Origin of the sequence: Pseudomonas sp. 20P_3.2_Bac5 (assembly GCF_025466035.1) — a bacterium.
In the GTDB taxonomy this organism is placed as follows: domain Bacteria; phylum Pseudomonadota; class Gammaproteobacteria; order Pseudomonadales; family Pseudomonadaceae; genus Aquipseudomonas.
This window is the reverse complement of sequence record NZ_JANLOA010000095.1, coordinates 39,099-57,967: the sequence shown is the minus strand read 5'-3', so window position 1 is coordinate 57,967 and position 18,869 is coordinate 39,099. Positions and strand designations below refer to the sequence as shown.

The 18,869-nt window shown below is 60.5% G+C and carries 16 protein-coding genes and 2 tRNA genes; 7 read left to right on the top strand and 11 right to left on the bottom strand.

The features are described 5' to 3' along the window. Nucleotides 1-3: 3 nt before the first annotated feature. The 3 genes from NTD88_RS16670 to rimO all read right to left on the bottom strand — a co-directional run bounded on the left by NTD88_RS16670 (nt 4) and on the right by rimO (nt 2,689). The gene (locus NTD88_RS16670; protein ID WP_095154025.1) at nt 4-465 is read right to left on the bottom strand and encodes a DUF1456 family protein; all 462 of its coding nucleotides are present in this window, start codon (nt 463-465) and stop codon (nt 4-6) included. A gap of 41 nt (nt 466-506) precedes the next feature. Beyond that, the gene (locus NTD88_RS16665) at nt 507-1,217 is read right to left on the bottom strand and encodes an rRNA pseudouridine synthase (protein WP_095154024.1); all 711 of its coding nucleotides are present in this window, start codon (nt 1,215-1,217) and stop codon (nt 507-509) included. A 134-nt stretch (nt 1,218-1,351) separates the two neighbouring features. Further along, nucleotides 1,352-2,689: a 30S ribosomal protein S12 methylthiotransferase RimO gene (rimO, locus tag NTD88_RS16660; RefSeq protein WP_095154023.1), complete on the bottom strand. Its 1,338-nt coding sequence runs from the start codon at nt 2,687-2,689 to the stop codon at nt 1,352-1,354. 267 nt (nt 2,690-2,956) lie between these two features. Between rimO and NTD88_RS16655 the strand changes: the two genes are divergently transcribed. Further along, nucleotides 2,957-4,855 (top strand): potassium transporter Kup, encoded by a 1,899-nt coding sequence (locus NTD88_RS16655; protein WP_095154022.1) that lies wholly within the window; start codon nt 2,957-2,959, stop codon nt 4,853-4,855. A gap of 39 nt (nt 4,856-4,894) precedes the next feature. On the opposite strand, the gene NTD88_RS16650 is transcribed toward NTD88_RS16655, so the two are convergent. From NTD88_RS16650 to NTD88_RS16635, 4 genes are all read right to left on the bottom strand, one after another. Beyond that, a complete protein-coding gene (locus NTD88_RS16650; protein WP_095154021.1) occupies nt 4,895-6,190 on the bottom strand; it encodes a virulence factor family protein in 1,296 nt (431 codons plus the stop codon). Next, complete coding sequence (gene mprF, locus NTD88_RS16645) at nt 6,190-8,829, bottom strand: bifunctional lysylphosphatidylglycerol flippase/synthetase MprF (protein WP_262153601.1); 2,640 nt, start codon at nt 8,827-8,829, stop codon at nt 6,190-6,192. Before mprF ends, NTD88_RS16650 begins: the two co-directional genes overlap by 1 nt. A gap of 219 nt (nt 8,830-9,048) precedes the next feature. Further along, nucleotides 9,049-9,125, bottom strand: a tRNA-Met gene (locus NTD88_RS16640). 133 nt (nt 9,126-9,258) lie between these two features. Further along, nucleotides 9,259-9,335 (bottom strand) — tRNA-Met (locus tag NTD88_RS16635). A 216-nt stretch (nt 9,336-9,551) separates the two neighbouring features. Here NTD88_RS16635 and dinB point away from each other — a divergent pair. Next, nucleotides 9,552-10,616 carry a DNA polymerase IV gene (gene dinB / locus NTD88_RS16630; protein WP_095154019.1) on the top strand — a complete coding sequence of 355 codons (1,065 nt, stop codon included), beginning with the start codon at nt 9,552-9,554 and terminating at the stop codon, nt 10,614-10,616. A 181-nt stretch (nt 10,617-10,797) separates the two neighbouring features. On the opposite strand, the gene NTD88_RS16625 is transcribed toward dinB, so the two are convergent. The 3 genes from NTD88_RS16625 to NTD88_RS16615 all read right to left on the bottom strand — a co-directional run bounded on the left by NTD88_RS16625 (nt 10,798) and on the right by NTD88_RS16615 (nt 14,953). Beyond that, nucleotides 10,798-11,751: a hypothetical protein gene (locus tag NTD88_RS16625; protein ID WP_262155006.1), complete on the bottom strand. Its 954-nt coding sequence runs from the start codon at nt 11,749-11,751 to the stop codon at nt 10,798-10,800. A gap of 20 nt (nt 11,752-11,771) precedes the next feature. Next, a complete protein-coding gene (locus tag NTD88_RS16620; RefSeq protein ID WP_262155008.1) occupies nt 11,772-13,487 on the bottom strand; it encodes a proline--tRNA ligase in 1,716 nt (571 codons plus the stop codon). Between the two features lie 164 nt (nt 13,488-13,651). Further along, a complete protein-coding gene (locus tag NTD88_RS16615) occupies nt 13,652-14,953 on the bottom strand; it encodes an OprD family porin (protein ID WP_262155009.1) in 1,302 nt (433 codons plus the stop codon). A gap of 781 nt (nt 14,954-15,734) precedes the next feature. Here NTD88_RS16615 and NTD88_RS16610 point away from each other — a divergent pair. Both NTD88_RS16610 and NTD88_RS16605 read left to right on the top strand, forming a co-directional pair. Continuing rightward, complete coding sequence (locus NTD88_RS16610) at nt 15,735-16,160, top strand: HIT family protein (RefSeq protein ID WP_262155018.1); 426 nt, start codon at nt 15,735-15,737, stop codon at nt 16,158-16,160. 3 nt (nt 16,161-16,163) lie between these two features. Continuing rightward, complete coding sequence (locus NTD88_RS16605; protein ID WP_095154015.1) at nt 16,164-16,370, top strand: SlyX family protein; 207 nt, start codon at nt 16,164-16,166, stop codon at nt 16,368-16,370. A gap of 64 nt (nt 16,371-16,434) precedes the next feature. Here the strand turns inward: NTD88_RS16605 and NTD88_RS29015 are convergent, their stop codons facing one another. Beyond that, complete coding sequence (locus tag NTD88_RS29015) at nt 16,435-17,028, bottom strand: cold-shock protein (protein ID WP_095154014.1); 594 nt, start codon at nt 17,026-17,028, stop codon at nt 16,435-16,437. 300 nt (nt 17,029-17,328) lie between these two features. Here NTD88_RS29015 and NTD88_RS16595 point away from each other — a divergent pair, with 300 nt between their 5' ends. The 3 genes from NTD88_RS16595 (at nt 17,329) to NTD88_RS16585 (ending at nt 18,788) form a co-directional block, all read left to right on the top strand. Continuing rightward, nucleotides 17,329-17,802: a Dps family protein gene (locus tag NTD88_RS16595; RefSeq protein WP_095154013.1), complete on the top strand. Its 474-nt coding sequence runs from the start codon at nt 17,329-17,331 to the stop codon at nt 17,800-17,802. Between the two features lie 269 nt (nt 17,803-18,071). Beyond that, nucleotides 18,072-18,428 carry a ribbon-helix-helix domain-containing protein gene (locus NTD88_RS16590; protein ID WP_095154012.1) on the top strand — a complete coding sequence of 119 codons (357 nt, stop codon included), beginning with the start codon at nt 18,072-18,074 and terminating at the stop codon, nt 18,426-18,428. A gap of 144 nt (nt 18,429-18,572) precedes the next feature. Next, the gene (locus tag NTD88_RS16585; protein WP_095154011.1) at nt 18,573-18,788 is read left to right on the top strand and encodes an FmdB family zinc ribbon protein; all 216 of its coding nucleotides are present in this window, start codon (nt 18,573-18,575) and stop codon (nt 18,786-18,788) included. Nucleotides 18,789-18,869 lie beyond the last annotated feature (81 nt).

The following is an 18,869-nucleotide window of genomic DNA, read 5'->3' as shown; positions in this document are numbered from 1 at the left end:
GGCTCAGCCACGGATCCGCAGGGTCAGGCCCTTGAGGAAGTTGCGCAGCAACTGGTCGCCGCAAGGGCGGTAGTTGTTGTGCCCGACCTTGCGGAACAGGGCGCTCAGCTCCGGCTTGGACACCGGGAAGTCAGCGGCCTTGAGGATGGCGTGCATATCGTCTTCCTTGAGTTCGAACGCCACCCGCAGTTTTTTCAGGATGACGTTGTTGCTCACCGGCAGCTCGATCGGCAGCGGCGGGCGGCTTTCATCGCGACCGCGGCGGAACACCACCAGGCCGTCGAGGAAGTGCGCCATCGCCTCGTCGGGGCAGTGGACGAAGCCTTCGTCCTCGTCCTTTTTCAGGTAGCTGGAAATCTCTGCGTCGCTGACCTTGAAGCCGTTGCTGCGAGTGATCTGGGCCACTTTCGTGTCGGAAATGTCCAGCAGGTAGCGCAGGCTGCGCAGTACATCGTTGTGAATCATGTGAAGTGTCCTGATCGGGAGCTTCGCCAGCGTGGCGAGGCTTAGAATTTTTCTTTGCTGTCCAGATAGCGCCACTGCCCGGCTGGCAGTTTGCTCATGGACACGCCGCCCACACGGATGCGGCGCATGCTGACCACCTGCAGGCCGACACTGCGGCAGAGCAGGTCGATCAGGCCGGAGGCGGGGTTCTTCAACACCATGCGCAGGCGGGTCTCGTTCTGCCAGCTCGCCTTGATCTTCGGCAGTTCGTGGCCTTTCCAGTTGAAACCGCGGTTCAGTCGCTCGAGGCCGTGCTGGATGATCTGGCCGCTGACTTCCACCACGTATTCCTGTTCCAGGCGATTGAGGTCCACCGTGACCTTGCGTACGGTCCGCCAGTCCTGGCTGTACACCTGGAGTCCGCTGGCGCCTGGTTGCAGCTCGGCGAGGCAGGTCAGGCGGGCGAAATGCCCGCGCAGTGCGCGGCGGCCTGCGGAGTGGGCTTCGGAAAGGGTCTCGGCGGTCATGCTCAGGCAGCCACTCTGCGAATCCTGTCCGGCCTCCTGGTGCAGCAGCAGGGTGACGGCTTCCAGCGGTTCGGTGGTGGCGCCGGGGAGCAGGGCGACGGTCTGTCCGTCGACCTGGAATTGGGGTTCATCGATGACCTGGCCATCCACTGTGACCCAGCCTCCGCCGATATAAAGCTCGGCCTCGCGGCGGGAACAGCCGATGAGGGCGATGAGGCATTTGGAAAGACGAGTGGTTTCAGACATGAGCAGAGGCCGTGGTGCGAGGGAATGGCGGTCATTGTAACCGCCCGTGAGGAGATGCGACCGGTCCGGAAAAAAACAAAGCCCCGTGGAGGGGCTTTGGGTTCCTGTGAGGGCGCTGACCGTCGCGGGGTGCCTTAGACAGGCTCAGCCCACAGGTCGTATTCGTCGGCATCGACCACGCGGCAACGGACTTTGTCGCCCGGCTTGAAGCCGTGGTCACCATCGATGAACACGTTACCGTCGATTTCCGGTGCGTCGAAGAAGCTGCGACCGACCGAACCTTGCTCCTCGACTTCGTCGATCAGCACTTCGATCTCCCGGCCGATGCGCAGTTGCAGGCGAGCGGTACTGATCGCCTGCTGGTGCTCCATGAAGCGGTCCCAGCGTGCCTGCTTGATCTCGTCCGGGACTTCGTCCAGGCCCAGGTCGTTGGCGGGCGCGCCTTCCACCGGCGAATACTGGAAGCAGCCGACGCGGTCAAGCTGTGCTTCGGTGAGCCAGTCCAGCAGGTACTGGAAGTCTTCTTCGGTCTCGCCGGGGAAGCCGACGATGAAGGTGGAGCGGATGATCAGTTCCGGGCACTGCTCGCGCCATTTCTTGATCCGCGCCAGGGTCTTGTCTTCGAACGCCGGGCGTTTCATCGACTTCAGCACTTTCGGGCTGGCGTGCTGGAACGGAATGTCGAGGTACGGCAGGATCTTGCCGGCGGCCATCAACGGGATCACGTCATCGACGTTCGGGTACGGGTAGACATAGTGCAGACGGACCCAGGCGCCCAGGCTGCTGAGGGCTTCACACAGTTCCAGCATGCGGGTCTTGACCGGGCGGCCGTTCCAGAAGTCGGTCTTGTACTTGACGTCGACGCCATAGGCGCTGGTGTCCTGAGAAATCACCAGGATCTCCTTGACGCCGGCCTTGACCAGGCGCTCGGCTTCGCTCAGCACTTCGCCGACCGGACGGCTGACCAGCTTGCCGCGCATCGACGGGATGATGCAGAAGCTGCAACTGTGGTTGCAGCCTTCGGAAATCTTCAGGTAAGCGTAGTGGCGGGGGGTCAGCTTGACGCCTTGCGGCGGCACCAGGTCGATCAGCGGGTTGTGGTCCTGGCGGGGCGGCACGACTTCGTGCACGGCGTTGACCACCTGCTCGTACTGCTGCGGGCCGGTAACGGCCAGCACGCTCGGGTGCACGTCACGGATATTGCCTTCCTCGACACCCATGCAGCCGGTGACGATGACCTTGCCGTTTTCCTTGATGGCTTCGCCGATCACTTCCAGGGACTCGGCCTTGGCCGAGTCGATGAAGCCACAGGTGTTGACCACCACCACATCAGCATCCTGATAGGTAGGCACGACTTCGTAACCTTCCATGCGCAATTGGGTCAGGATGCGCTCGGAATCAACGAGAGCCTTCGGGCACCCGAGTGAGACAAATCCTACCTTTGGCACGGAAGGAGTAGCGGTCGTGGACATGGTTAACCTCGGTGTAGAGGGGCTGCCGCGGGGATAGGGTGGGCAACCCTGCTGGGCGCTCTGGGGCGCCTCTGGTCAAAAAGTGCGCAATTCTAGCGAGCGACAACGCGCTTGACCAGCAGAAAAGCGACGAACGCTGCGCTATGCTTCGCGGCATTGCGTTGGTGTCAATGTCAGACACCGACGCCAAGGTTCAGCCAGCAGCAAAAATAATAGCGTCTGGCGCGAAATTTACCGGTCTGCGGTTCTTGCATGCGGGAGTGGTTGATGGTTCAGGCTAACAGTGAAGCCGGGGCGGGGCATGGCGCAACAAAATCGCTGGGCCTGCTGGTAGCTGCTGTCGGGGTGGTCTACGGCGATATCGGTACCAGCCCGCTCTATACCCTCAAGGAAGTCTTTACCGGCGGTTACGGGGTGCCGGTCAACCATGATGGTGTGTTGGGGATTCTCTCGCTGATCGCCTGGTCGCTGATCTGGGTGGTTTCGATCAAGTACGTGACGTTCATCCTGCGCGCCGACAACCAGGGCGAGGGCGGCATCATGGCGCTTACGGCGCTGGCCGCGAGGGCGTCGGCGCCGTACCCGAAGTTGCGGGCGATGATGGTGGTCTGTGGCCTGATCGGCGCCGCGCTGTTCTACGGTGACAGCATGATCACGCCGGCGGTATCGGTACTGTCGGCGGTGGAAGGGATGGAGCTGGCCTTCGACGGCATCGATCACTGGGTGGTGCCAATCGCCCTGGTCGTACTGGTGGCGTTGTTTCTGGTGCAGAAACACGGTACGGCGAAGATCGGCATCCTCTTCGGGCCGGTCATGGTGGCCTGGTTTCTGGTGCTCGCGGCCCTTGGCCTGCATGGCATTTCGCAAAGCCCGGAAGTGCTCAAGGCGTTCAACCCGGTCTGGGCCGTGCGCTTCTTCATTGTCCATCCGGGCATGGGCGTAGCGATCCTTGGGGCGGTGGTGCTGGCGCTGACGGGCGCCGAGGCGCTGTATGCGGACATGGGCCACTTCGGCCGTAAACCGATTGCCCGCGCCTGGTTTGCCCTGGTGCTGCCGGCGCTGGTGCTCAATTACTTCGGTCAGGGCGGATTGCTGCTGCAGAACCCCGACGCGGCGCGTAACCCGTTCTATCTGCTGGCGCCGGGCTGGGCGTTGCTGCCGTTGATTGCGTTGTCCACCCTGGCCACGGTGATCGCCTCCCAGGCGGTCATTTCCGGGGCCTTCTCCTTGACTCGGCAGGCCATCCAGCTCGGCTATATCCCGCGGATGCAGATTCAGCACACCTCCAGCGACGAGCAGGGCCAGATCTACATCGGCGCGGTGAACTGGACGCTGATGGTTGCCGTGGTGTTGCTGGTGATCGGTTTCGAATCCTCCGGTGCGCTGGCCGCGGCCTATGGCGTGGCGGTGACTGGCACCATGCTGATGACTACGCTGCTGGTTTCGACGGTGATGCTGCTGCTGTGGAAATGGCCACCTTTGCTGGCGGTACCGATCCTGTTGGGCTTCCTGTTCGTGGACGGGCTGTTTTTCGCCGCCAACCTGCCCAAGGTCCTGCAAGGCGGTGCCTTCCCGGTATTGGCGGGAAGCGTGTTGCTGCTGTTGATGAGCACCTGGAAGCGCGGCAAGCAGATTCTTGTCGAGCGCATCGACGAAGGCGGGCTGCCGCTGCCGATCTTCATCAGCAGTATTCGCGTGCAGCCGCCGCATCGGGTCGAGGGCACCGCAGTGTTCCTCACTGCACGGGCGGATGCCGTGCCTCACGCGCTGTTGCACAACCTGCTGCACAACCAGGTGCTGCATAGCCAGGTGGTGTTGTTGACGGTGGTCAGTGAGGATCGGCCGCGGGTGCCGGAGCAGGAGCGCTTTGAAGTCGAGGCTTACGGTGACGGGTTCTTCAGGGTGCTGTTGCACTTCGGCTTCATGGACGAGCCTGACGTGCCGGCGGCCTTGAGGTTGTGCCACCTTGAAGAGCTGGATTTCAGTCCGATGCGCACCACCTACTTCCTCAGCCGGGAGACGGTGATCGCCTCGCGCCTGGAAGGCATGGCGCGTTGGCGCGGGAACCTGTTCGCGTTCCTGCTGAAGAATGCCAACGGTAACCTGCGATTCTTCAACTTGCCGCTGAACCGGGTGATCGAATTGGGGACACAGGTCGAGATTTGATCCAGGCGGGGCCGTAAGCCGGCCCCGCCAACACTTATCTCAGTTCTGCTCCGCCACGCTGGTCTTCCCCTGGCGGCTCTCGATTTCACCAATCAGCTTGCGTGCCAGCGCTGGGTAGTTTTCATCGAAGTGATGGCCGCCCGGCAGCTTGAGTTTCTCGCCCACTGCGGTGGTGTCGGTGCAGCCGCTTTCGTCGGTTTCTTCCACACCGTAAACGCAGAGCACTTTCCCGGCAGGCATCTTCGCCATTTCCGGCCCGGTCGGGGCCTCTTTGCCGGCGTTGCCGAGCCAGCCTTCAACTTCGATCTCGAAACTGCCGCTACGGGCGAATGCCAGCAGGATGACGGCGTCGATACGCTTCTGGTCCTCGACCGGCAGGCGGTTGTAGATCGCCGGCAGGACATCGGCGCCGAACGAGTAACCGGTCAATACGAAGCGTTTGGTGCCCCATTTCTGACGGTAGTGCTGCATCAGTTCCGACAGGTCGACAGCGCTTTGCTCAGGCGTCTTGTGCTGCCAGTAGTAACGCAGGGTGTCGATGCCGACCACCGGATAGCCCAGCTTGGCCATCTCGCCGGCGACATCGCGGTCAAGGTCACGCCAGCCGCCGTCACCGGACAGGAACAGGGTCACGGTGTCGGTGGTTTGGCCCGCCGGGACTTCAACAACGGGAATGCTCATGGCATTGCCGTCTTCGCCCACCAGCGCCTGGGTCAACTGTGCCTTGAGCACCTGCGGGAGATGGATGTCGTAGTCGCTGATGCTGGTTTCGGCGTTGGCCTGGTTGCGCACGAAGGCGGCACTGGCATCATCCGGGTTGTCGTTCCACGCCACGTTCCAGTGGCCGTGCGGTGCGGACGTGGCTGATTGAAGCTTGCAGCCCGCGCGTTCCAGGGTGAAGTCCACGGAAATGGCCTGGGCCTTGTCATCCTTCTGTCCGGCCAGCCAGTCCCAGGCGAGGTTCGCCCCCGGGCCGATACCGGCGACCAGGGTCGGTGCGCCGTTGAGTTGTTGCTGGGCCAGTTGCAGTGCCTGCTGTTGAAGGTTGCAGTCGGCGGGCGGCAGGGTGACTTGCACCAGTTGGGCTTCGCCACTCTGGCTCAGGTCCAGCAGTTGCTTGTCGCTCAATAGTTGGTCTTGCGGCGAAGCGATGACCACGCGGGCCTTGGCCTGGGCGCCGGGCGTGGCGCGAACCAGGCTGCTGCCATCGCTAAGGGTCAGGTGTTCTACATGAGCCTCTGGAGCCGGGCGGGTCCACAACCAGAAGCCAACAGCGGCTGCGAGCAGCGCCACCATCAGGGCACCGAGCAGGTAAAACCAGTAGCGTCGAATCATCAGCGTTTCACCAATCCAGTAAGACCGCCCGCGATCAGGGCGGCAGTGTCGGCCAGTGCCACCAGCGGATCAAGTCCGGCGGGGACGGCCATGTAACGGGGTTCCCAGTCGGGCTGGAATTTGTCTTTGAAGCGGCGCAGGCCCTGGAAGTTGTAGAGCTGCTCGCCGCGATGGAACACCATCGAACCCAGGCGCTGGGTCAGTGGTGCGCCGCGTCGTGGCTGCAGGCCCGACAAGGGCACCATGCCGAGGCTGAAGCGCGCATATCCATGCTGTTTATAGTGCTGGATCAGACCGACCATCATGAATTCCATGGTCAGTTTCGGCGCGTCGGGATGGGCGCGCATAAGGTCGAGGCTGGCCAGTTCGCGGCTGTGTGTCTCCAGCAGGTTGGCGAATGCCACCGGCTTGCCTTCGAAGCGGATCAGGGCGATGCGGAAGTGTTGCAGATAGTCTTCGCTGAAGCGACCGAGGGAGAAACCTTTTTCGCGCACGTTCTTGCCGGTCAGCCAGGCGTCGGAAATGAGCTTCAGTTCTTCCAGCGGTGCCTGACCGGGCTCATGGATTTCCAGGCTCAGGCCGTCCCGTCCGCCGCGGTTCCAAGTGTAGCGCAGGTCCTTCATTTCCTTGCCCTTGGCGTCCAGGTCGAAGCGCAGCAGGTTGACCCTGGCTTCCTCACCCAGCTTGATCGCGCTCAGGCCGATGTCCATATAGAAGGGCAGGTTCTCGGCGCGGACCTGATAGAACACCGGACGGGCATGGTGAATATCGCAGAGGTCGCGGAACTGCCAGATCATTTCGGCACGGCGCTGGGCCGGCCCGATCGGATCGTACAGCGCAACCAGGCTGCGGCCGCGGCGAGCGTACATCAGGAAGGCGTCATCGTCAGGGTGGAACAGCAGCGCCTTGTCGCCGGTCAGGGCCAGGCCGCCGTCGGGCTGATCCGATGCCAGCAGGATGCGGTTGGCACGTTGCAGTTCTTCCTCGTTGGGCAGATGGATCACCGGCCGCGCGGTGCGCAGCAGCCAGGTCAGGGCGACCACCACGAGCAGTACCGCGCTGCCTAGCGCCGAGCGCAGGCCGCGCGGGGCGTCCGCATCGAGGGTGAATTGCCACCAGAGTTGATTGCTGTAAGGCACATCCTGGTAGGCGAACAGCAACAGCCAGATCGAAGCGCCGACCACGCAGGCACTGGCAACCAGATAGACCGGCGAGAACGGCAGTTCCAGCAAGCGGCTGGGGCGGTAGAACGAGCGACGGAACACCGCCAGCAGGCAGGCGGTGAGGGTCAGCAGGCTGGCCTCTTCCCAGTCGAAGCCTTTGAGCAGGGACAACAGGGCGCCCACCAGCAACAGAACGGTGGTCAGAATCCAGGCCGCAGACAGGCGCCGGCGCAGACCTTGAGCGAGCAGCAGGCAGAGCACGCCGACCAGGCTGGCGATGAAGTGGGACGCGTCGATCAAACGATGAGGAATCAGGAAGCCGAGGTGTTCCAGGCGGGTGTCGATCTCCGGAGTGGCACCGGAAAACAGCAGCACGACGCCAGACAGGAACACCAGCACCGCGAGCACCGGAGCAGCCAGCCCCGAGGCGACCTTGATGGCCTGCTGGGCAAAGATGAACCGGCGGGCCTCGCTGACAAGCAGCACCACGCAGGCCACCAGCATTGGCAGCAACACGTAGATCAGGCGGTACAGGAGCAAGGCGGCGGCAAGGGGCGCGGCACCCAGTTGATTGGCGAAGGCTGCCAGCAGAATCGCTTCGAATACCCCGACACCACCAGGGACGTGGCTCAGCACGCCGGCGGCCAGCGCCAGCAGGTACACCAGCAGGAATGCACCAAAGGGCGGCGCTTCTGGCAACAGCAGGTAAAGCACGGTAGCGGCCGCGGCGACGTCGAGTGCGGTGATGAACAGTTGCAGCAGGGTCAGGCGGGCGCCGGGCAGGCGCAGGGTGCGGCGACCGATGCGAGTCAGCAGGACGTCGGTGTAGGGCTGTTCTGGCAGGCGGCGTCGATACAGGCCGTAGGCCAAGGCCGCGCTAAGGACGAGGACGGCAATGGCGATACCGCCCAGCAGGGCTTGCGGCAAGCGCAGGGCCGATGAGGCGGAGGCCAGATCGCTCAGGGTTGCCAGTGCAGCCAGTGGGGGCAATGCACAACCCAGCGACAGGCTGGCGAACAGGGTCATGCGCGCCACCTCGGCGGCACCGATACCCTGACGAGCGTACAAGCGATAGCGCACCGAGCCACCGGACAACAGCGACAGCCCGATGGCATTACCAATGGCGAACGCGCAGAAGCCGCCCATGGCCAGGCTTGATGGGGGGAGCTTGACGCCGGCAAAGCGGCTGGCGGACCACTCGTAGCCGAGCAAAGTCACGAAGCCCGCGACGGTGGCCAGGAAGGCCCCGCCCAGTGCGGGTGCGGGAATGCTCAGCAGCGAATCGTGCAGTGCGTAGATATCCAGCTCACTGAGCAGATGCCGACAGGCGATCAGCGCAACGCCAAATAAAAGCAGCGTTACCCCTAGGCCGATGGGCTGGCGATACTTGCTCAACAGCTCCAGCCAGCGCAGCCGATGGGGTGCGATGGGTTGGGCGGCAGTCACGTGGGGTTCAGCTTCAGCGGTTGGGCGCATCAATCACCTCGGGGATTGTGCGCGACAGGATGGGAGTATCCGGTCAAGTTACCAATCCCTATGGAAAAATAGTGCCTGAATATTACTAGCGTTCAGGCGAATCCGTGCGGGTCATGATAGTTAAAGAAGTTTCACATTGCCGCCGGGCAGGGAAGAAGGGCGGGCAGTTTTTTCCGCGCATACAAAAAAGGCCACTCTTTCAAGTGGCCTTTCTATGTTTGGTTGCGGGAGCCGGATTTGAACCGACGACCTTCGGGTTATGAGCCCGACGAGCTACCAGACTGCTCCATCCCGCGTCTGTGGGGCGCATTCTACAGTGTGGCGGTTTACTGTCAATGCTTAATTATTGATTTTCAAGAAATTCCTGCTAGAGCCTAAAAATCAGACAAAGAAAAAGGCCACTCTTGCGAGTGGCCTTTTTCTTTAACTTGGTTGCGGGAGCCGGATTTGAACCGACGACCTTCGGGTTATGAGCCCGACGAGCTACCAGACTGCTCCATCCCGCGTCTGTGGGGCGGATTCTACAGGGATACGATTCCCTGTCAATCAATAATTTGAAGAAATCCTTTTTTCTTCAAATGGTTAGCATTCCTGGCAAGTGACTTGACGGTCATTTGCAGCGAGCAGACCGCGCTATTCAGGGGCTGTGAGGAGGTTTAGATGCGAAGGGCAAGGTCGAGTGAGATACTGCGCGTACGAATTTTCCTTACCAACGGTCGTCCATGCTTCAGCGCAAGATCATCCATATCGACTGCGATTGCTTCTACGCGGCTATCGAGATGCGTGACGACCCGCGTCTGGCCGGGCGGCCGCTGGCGGTGGGCGGATCGGCGGACCGCCGTGGCGTCATTGCGACCTGCAACTATGAGGCGCGCGCTTTCGGGGTGCGCTCGGCGATGTCGTCGCGACACGCCTTGAGCCTTTGCCCCGACCTGTTGATCGTCAAGCCGCGGATGGATGCTTATAAAGAAGCATCGCGGGAAATCCATAACGTCTTTCGCGAATACACCGACCTGATCGAGCCCTTGTCCCTGGACGAGGCTTACCTCGATGTCACCGAAAGCCAGCGCTGTTCCGGTTCGGGCACGCTGATCGCCCAGGATATCCGCCGCAAGATTTCGCAGCGCCTGCATATCACCGTCTCGGCGGGGGTCGCGCCGAACAAGTTCCTCGCCAAGATCGCCAGCGACTGGCGCAAGCCCAACGGGCTATTCGTCATTACTCCGGCAGAGGTGGAGGATTTCGTTTCCGTGCTGCCGGTGAACAAGCTGCATGGCGTCGGCAAGGTCACCGCCGACAAGCTGCACCGCCTGGGCATCGTCACCTGCGAGGAGCTTCGGCAGTGGGAGCGCCTGGCGCTGGTGCGGGAGTTCGGCGGTTTTGGCGAGCGGCTTTATAATCTCGCGCGTGGGCTCGATGAACGGCCGGTGCAGAACGACAGCCGGCGTCAGTCTGTCAGTGTGGAAAACACCTACGACCATGATCTGCCTGACCTGGCCAGTTGCCTGGAGAAATTACCGGAGTTGCTCGAGTCGCTGAACGGCCGGATGGCGCGCATCGATAGCAGCTATCGGCCTGGCAAACCGTTCGTGAAGGTCAAATTCCATGATTTCAGCCAGACCACACTTGAACAGGCCGGGGCAGGGCGGGACCTGGAAAGTTACCAGCAGTTGCTCAGTCAGGCGTTTGCCCGGGGCGGGCGGCCTGTCAGGTTGCTGGGCATTGGTGTGCGGCTTCAGGATTTGCGCGGTGCGCACGAGCAGTTGGAATTGTTTCCGGCGCCCTGAATGAAAAAAGCACCGACTTGCGGCAAGGCCATTCAGTTAACCCTACTGGGGCTGCTTTGCAGCCCTTCGCGAGCAAGCTCGCTCCTACAGTGTAGAAGCGAGCTTGCTCGCGAAGGGTCTCAACAGGTTTAACTGAATGAGATAACCGACTTGCGGTGCTTTTTTGCAGGTGGCGAGCTGATCAATGTGCCCCAGGATCCGCAACCAGGCGGCCGGCGTTCTTGGTCAGCGCTTGCAGAAACTCCTGTTGCAGTTCCGGATCGTTGCGGGTCAGCTCGATCAGGCTCTGCTCCAGTTCGCTGGCTTCTTCTTCCAGCCCCAGCTCGGAGAGCCGCTTGACGCGGTGTACCCACTGGTTGACGTCGTCATCTTCGAGGTCATCGAAGATCAGGTCATGGGCTTCCGTCAGTTTGCTACGCAGCGTACTGCTGACCAGCAAGCTGGCATCGGCGCGAACCGGATTGTCTTCATCGGACACCGACAGATGCAGCGTGCCGATATGGGTGAGGTTCTGCTCGCTGAACGGGCTGTCCAGCAGGTTCAAGCGCAGGACACCGTTACGGTCGGTGGTCAGCTCATGAACCATCTTGCCGGCCTTGACCTCCACCGGGCGTTCGCCCCAAGGCAGGCTGGTGTATTCCTGGCGCTTTTCCTTCTGCACTTCGTCGATACCGGCCAGGTTTTGCTGGGCGCGGCCGTTGGACTGCGTGTTCATGAACGGGTTAAGCCCGGCAAAACCGTAGCTGAGCCAGTCATGGGTGATGCTGTCGGGCAGGCTGCCGAGGGCAAAGACGTTCACCACGTTGGCACCGACACCGGCGACCACCGCCACCGCGCCCAGCGGAATCTCGTAGATTTCGCGCCAGGGTTGGTACGGCGTGTAGCGATCGTAACGTCGGGTCACTTCGAATTCAGTCACTTCGAAGTTCTTCTGTTCGTGGATGCGCACACGGCGTTGCGGCAACTCGAGTACCTCGGGTTCCCCCACATCGATCTGCAGGCTGTGCTCGAGCAGCTTGCGCTCGATGCGTTCCTCGTGCTCGCTGCGTTGGGACATCTGGTTGGCGCAGCCGCTCAGGAGCACGGCGCCGCACAAGGCGGCGCCCCCGAGGGTGAAGGTACTTCGTCTGAACATGGCTACTCTTGCGTTGGCTATCAGCGACGAATGCGGGCTTGCAGGAACGATACGACCTCAGCTACCGGCAGGGATTGAGCTTCGCTTTCAGTGCGATGCTTGTATTCCAGGTTGCCTTCAGCCAGGCCGCGATCGCTGATGACGATGCGGTGCGGGATGCCGATCAATTCCATGTCGGCGAACTTGATGCCGGGGCTGGTCTTCTTGTCACGGTCATCCAGCAGCACTTCGAAACCGGCGGCGGTCAGTTCGGCATAGAGCTTGTCGGTAGCCGCACGGACTTCCTCGGTCTCATAGCGCAGCGGTACCAGGGCGATCTGGAACGGCGCCAGGGCATCGCTCCAGATGATGCCTTTGTCGTCATAGTTCTGCTCGATTGCCGCAGCGACCACGCGGGAAACGCCGATGCCATAGCAACCCATGGTCAGGGTGACCGGCTTGCCGTTCTCGCCCAGAACCTGGCACTTCAGCGCTTCGCTGTATTTGGTGCCGAGCTGGAAGATATGGCCGACTTCGATGCCGCGCTTGATCTGCAGGGTGCCCTGGCCGTCCGGGCTTGGGTCGCCTTCGACCACATTGCGCAGGTCTGCCACTTCAGGAACCGGCAGGTCGCGTTCCCAGTTGACGCCGAAGTAGTGCTTGTCGTCGATGTTGGCGCCGATGGCGAAGTCGCTCATCAGGGCGACCGAACGGTCGATGACGCAAGGCAGCGGCAGGTTCAGCGGGCCGAGCGAGCCGGCGCCAGCGCCGATGGCGTCGCGCAGTTCGGCTTCGTTGGCCATGACCAGGGGATCGGCCACCTGAGGCAGTTTGGTTGCCTTGATTTCGTTGAGTTCGTGGTCGCCACGGACGACCAGCGCAATCAACTTGCCGTCTTCCGCCGCGTGGACGATCAGGGTCTTGATGGTGCGCTCGATCGGAACGCCAAAGCCTTCAACCAGTGCGGCGATGGTCTTGGTGTCAGGGGTGTCGGCCAGGCGCAGCGCTTCGGTCGGCGCCGGGCGCACGGTTTCCCGTGGGACAGCCTCGGCTTTCTCGATGTTGGCGGCGTAGTCGGAGCTGTCGCTGAAGATCACATCGTCTTCACCAGACTCGGCCAGCACGTGGAACTCGTGGGAGTAGCTGCCACCGATCGAGCCGGTGTCGGCCTGCACCGGGCGGAAGTTCAGGCCCAGACGGGTGAACACGTTGCAGTACGCCTGGTGCATGCGGTCGTAGGTTTCCTGCAGGGAAGCCTGGTCGGCATGGAAGGAGTAGGCGTCCTTCATGATGAATTCGCGGCCGCGCATCAGGCCGAAGCGTGGGCGGATTTCGTCGCGGAATTTGGTCTGGATCTGGTACATGCTCAGCGGCAACTGTTTATAGCTGCTCAGCTCGTTGCGGGCCAGATCGGTGATGACTTCTTCGTGGGTCGGGCCTACGCAGAACTCACGGTTGTGACGGTCTTTCAGGCGCAGCAGCTCAGGGCCGTACTGCTCCCAGCGACCGGATTCCTGCCACAGCTCGGCTGGCTGGATGGCGGGCATCAGCACTTCCAGGGCGCCAGCGGCATTCATTTCCTCGCGAACCACCGCTTCGACCTTGCGCATGACTCGCAGGCCCATCGGCAGCCAGGTGTACAGGCCGGAGGCGAGCTTGCGGATCATCCCGGCACGCAGCATGAGCTGGTGGCTGATGACGACCGCGTCGGAAGGGGTTTCTTTTTGTGTGGCGAGCAAATATTGACTGGTGCGCATGATAGGCCGTTGTCGGTTGCTTAACTGAAATGACCCCGCATTGTACGGGGGGGAATCCGAGACGTATAGGACGCAGGAAACTGAAACTGCTGTAAGTGGATCACCGGAAAGGAAAAAGCCCGGCGAGGCCGGGCTTTTTCAGAGGTGTGGGTAACCTCGGGGTGTTACAGGATTGACAGCGGGTAGTCGATGATCAGGCGAGTGTCGTTGAAGTCGGCGTAGTTGGCGCCGTTTTCAACGTCGTTGGCGCGGTTGATCGAGTGGCGAACGCGGAACGACAGGTCTTTAGCCGGGCCTTCCTGGATCACGTACTTGGTCTCGAAGTTCCACTCGTGTTCCTTGCCCTCGACGTTGGTGGTGCCGTCAGTCAGCTGGATGTTGTCACCGGTGATGTAGCGAGTCATGAAGCTCAGACCGGGAACACCGTACGAAGCCATGTTCAGGTCGTAGCGGGCCTGCCAGGAGCGTTCGTTCGGGCCTACGAAGTCCGAGATTTGCACGGAGTTGGCGAGGAAAACAGTACCGCCACCATCGACGCCGTAGTTGTAGCCTGTGGGTCCGCTGGAGCGCTGGTGGGCCACGGTGAAGGTGTGAGCGCCGATGCTGTAGGCTCCGGACAAGCTCCAGACCTTGTTGTCGAGGTCGCCTGCCAGTTTCCGGCCATCGTCTTTGCTGCGGTAGGCGTTGAAGTCCGTCGTGAACGACTGGTCATCCGACACCGGTATTACCAGGTTCAGGTTGACGTACTGTTTCTTCCAGAAGTCTTCAACGTCCGACGCGTGAATCGCGCCGCTGAAGTTTTCGGTGAACTTGTAGCTGGCGCCTACAATGTTGGCAGAGCGCAGGGTGGCGCCGTTTTGTTTCACGCTGTCATGGCCGGTTTGAACCTGGCTGTTTAGCCCAGTGAAGCGACCAGCAGTCAGCTCAAGCCCCTTGATCTCATTGCTGGTGATCAGCGTACCGGTAGCGACTTCTGGCAACTGGCGGCTGTCATCGGTGGCGAACACCGGGCTGGTGGTAATCATGTTGCCGTATTTCAGTACGGTGTCGGACAACCGCAGTTTAACGGCTGCGCCCAGTTCGGACTGGGTGTCTTCCGGGCGGCCTTCGCTGTTGGTGGCGAACGAGTCAGCGCCGCGGGTACGGCCCGGGCCGCTATCAAGCTTGACGACGCTCAGGGCGTGAGCGTCGATACCGAAGCCGATGGTGCCTTGAGTGAAGCCCGAGTTGAGGAATACCCGCGTGCCGAGGGAAGACTCTTCAAAGTAAGAGTTGTTAAGGCCGGCTTTTGTGTTCGCGATCCTGCTATCACGTGCGTCACGATTCATGTAAAAACCACGAGCCAGCACATTCAGCTTGCTGTCTTCAACGAAACCCTTGGACTCGTCCTGCGAGGACGCTACAGCCATTTGCGAGGTCCCGGCGGCTACGGCCAGGGCGATCATGCTCCACTTCATCACGCGCATCGTGATTTGCTCCTTTGGTTTTTAGGAAGATTACTGCTGCCCCACCTGGTTTTTTTATTGGGGCGGCTCTTTCTTGTTTGAGTCGGCGGAATGTATATCACGCTGACTGACGTTGGCGATACTTGCGAAACGAACCTTGCGGGAACTTTATGGTCGTGTCGCAAATAGTTATATCCGTGTCGCAAATTACTTCCCGAGTCAGACGGGTCGTACAACTCCAGCGCTGTTTCGGATTAACCAGGGACTGCGCTTCAAGCGCTAAGTCCTTGATGCCCAAACTCCTTGGTCGCCCGTGCAGCTGTTGTTATTTGTCGCAGTCCACTTGCCTATGCAGGCGGCGTGCCGACCATGCTCAGGGTGAATGCAACAAGCGTGCTCAGATTAGCCGGGCTTTGACGAAATTTTCACTTTTTTCTCGTGAGGGCTGCGAAACGTCCGAAAAACCGGGGCCGAAAGATCCCTTGGCTCTTGGTCAGATAGTTTTTCGATATAAATGAAAAATCGACCTCGAAGTCAGGACGTTACCGTCGCGGCGCTCTGAGTGGGTAGTTTGGGGATAAGCGGCGCTCTGATACGGTTCGGTAGGCGCCATTTTGGTGCGAAAAGTAGCGCTCTGTTACCGGCCCCCGGAAACCAGGGCTGCGCTATGCCGTGAAGGACGGGTATCTCGTGCTTTTTCGGTGCTTTGCTGGCCGGTTCGTGCCCGTCACCGCCATCAGGAGTATCCTGCTCTCATTGTCCGCCTGGGCGGATCGCGATGATCGATGAGGAGATTGCCCCTGTGTTTGCTTTGGACCCACGCCTTGAACAAGACACTTATGCGCTGGGAGATTTTCCTCTTTGCCGTCTTTTACTTAGTAAGGATGCTAACTATCCCTGGTTTATTCTTGTTCCGCGTCGAGCCGACATCAGCGAAGTATTTCAACTGGATGACAATGAGCGCGAGCAACTCTGGAAGGAAATCAATTTCCTGAGTGAAACACTCAAGCATTGTTTTGCTGCCGACAAGATGAATGTTGCTGCGTTGGGAAATGTCGTCAGTCAGTTGCATATGCACGTGATTGTCCGTCGGCGGGACGATGTGGCGTGGCCGGCGCCGGTCTGGGGGAATAAACCTGCAATTGAATATTCGTCTGATCAACTGAGTGAGGTGCGTCAGCGCCTCGGCGCAGTATTGGGCGATGATTTCCGTTTTGTGGAGGCATGAGCCATGAGCCTTGAAGCGCGGGTAATGGAGCTGGAAAGCCGTGTGGCCTTTCAGGACGACACCTTGTTGGCCCTGAATGATGTGCTGGTAGACCAGCAGCGGGTGGTCGAGCGGTTGCAACTGCAGATGGCCGCTTTGCTCAAGCGTTATGAAGATGTCATGGGTCAGTACGAAGTCAGCGAAGAGGAAGCGCCTCCGCCGCACTACTGAAGCCATCGGACACAAAAAAGCCGCGACAGCCCTTGGCGGGTTGTCGCGGCTTTTTTGTGCGCGGTCAGCGGCGAGGTGCTGCGATTACATCTTCAGCCTGCAGGCCTTTGTCGCGATTCATCACCGAGAACTCGACGCGCTGGCCTTCGACCAGGACGCGGTGGCCTTCACCGCGGATTGCCCGGAAATGCACGAAGATATCGTCACCCGAGTCGCGGGAGATGAAGCCGAAGCCCTTGGAGGTGTTGAACCACTTCACCGTGCCCGTATCGCGGTTGCTCATGTCGTAGTTGGCAGGGGCGGCGCTGCTGCGTGCCCTGGCCTGCTTCATGAGGCCGGCGGTCAGGTGCAGGACCACCGCGAGCAGGGCGCTGGCGAGACCGGCGAGGTTGCCCAGTTCCGGAAGCGCCAGGAGTGCCAGGGCTTGCAGGGCCACGGCCAGCACCAACAGAAGGCTGGCAGCGATCTGCAGATAATGGCGTGCGCCCGTGTAGTACTGCGGCACGACCGGGGCGAGGATCAGGTTGAGCAGGCCGAACAGGCCCAGGTAAATGGCATCGGGTTGTTGCAGGTAGGGCGTGATATCGGCCCTGAGGCTTGGAATGAAGGACAGCAGCAAAGCAGCTGCGCCCGTCAAGAGGTGGACGATCTTGAACATGGTGGTTTGGCTCGCATCTTATTAGGCGGATCACAGGAAGAGCTGGGCCCACGGTGCGTGGTGCATGAATAGGCGCAAAAGCGTGGGGGAACCAGCCTATGCGCCATGGCGTTCACAGTCAGCCATGGCGGCACGCCGTCTATTTAACAGCAAAGCCCCGGGCTTCTCAAATCAGCGGGATGCCCGGCCATCGCGGGCTGCAACACTGTGTCGCGGGCGGAAGGCTGCGCGTGGGGAAAACTCTTGATACAGTGGGGCGGTTGCTTGTTGAATCGATAATCAGAGGAAGGAATTTTTTATATGGCAATCGATATCGGAATCAGTCAAGAAGATCGCAAGTCTATTGTCGACGGCCTGTCGCACCTGCTCTCGGACACTTATGTGCTTTATCTCAAGACGCACAACTTCCACTGGAACGTCACCGGTCCGAGCTTCCGTACATTGCACCTGATGTTCGAAGAGCAATATAACGAACTGGCATTGGCGGTGGATTCCATTGCCGAACGTATTCGTGCACTGGGCTTCCCGGCGCCAGGTACCTATTCGACTTACGCCCGACTTTCTTCGATCAAGGAGCCGGAAGGTGTTCCTTCGGCGGACGATATGATCAAGCAATTGGTCGAAGGTCAGGAAGCCGTGGTGCGTACTGCTCGCGGTCTGTTCCCGCTGCTCGACAAAGTCAGTGACGAACCTACCGCCGACCTGCTGACCCAGCGCATGCAGGTTCACGAGAAAACCGCGTGGATGCTGCGTTCGCTGCTGGAAAACCAGTAAGCCTCACGCCGTCGCCGGTCTTGCTCGGCGGCGCACTGAGCCCGGCCTCTTTCTGAAAGAGGCCGGGCTTTTTCATGGTGTTGATCTTCAACTTTCCGGGCAGGGAAGTATTGTCTCTGGTTATTCAAATGGCGTGTTATTGCCGAGTAATCCTACGGCAATAGTGCGGGCGTCTGCTGGTGCTGAATAATTCATCGGCGCTTCATGTCGGGGGCATGCAGAGCTGTAGTGCATGTATTCATTTCCCTGCCTTGAAGCGTGGTATTGCAATGTCTCGACGCTTGAATCATGGAGTGCGCCAGGCGGGCGAACTCCAGCGTATCGGTATCGACCCTTTCGAGTCGGACTTCAATATGAAACTTGCTCAACCGTTATCGCGTTCGGTGCGGTTGAACGGCTTTGCCACCTGTTTGCGTCTCGAGACGATTTACTGGTTAGTGCTTGAGCGTATTGCCCGGGCCAATCACTGCACCGTCAATTCCGTGTTGTCCCATGTCGACCGGGAGGTGCACCTGCGTCACGGCGGTGTGAAAAATTTCAGCGGCCTTGTGCGGGTGATCTGTGTGGTGTTTCTGCTCGACGGGGAAGGCGTTTCGCAAGAGGAGGGCGTGCCTGCGAGGTTGTAGATGAATGGGCGGGGGCGCGATGCGGACTTCTGACCGTTGGTGAAAGCAGGGCTTGCGTCGGGCTGCACAGCCCCGGCTAACCATATATAATCCCGCCTTTTACTGTGCGGCGCGGCCCGCGCAGGGATCAACGAGAAACGCCTCATGCCTCTTTACGACTATCAATGTGCGTCCTGCAGCCACCAGATGGAAGTTCTCCAGAAGATCAGCGCCGCGCCGCTGACCGACTGCCCGGCCTGCCAGAAACCTGAACTCAAGAAGGTGTTGTCCGCTCCCGGTTTTCGCCTGGGCGGCAACGGCTGGTACGAAACCGATTTCAAGACCGGCGCGAAAAAGAACCTCGCTGGCAGTGGCGACTGAGTTGAACTGAACTGCCCGGGTCTTGCACTATTGACCCTTTCGGGTCGTCAAGGCCTTTACGAATTCACGAATGACGAGAAG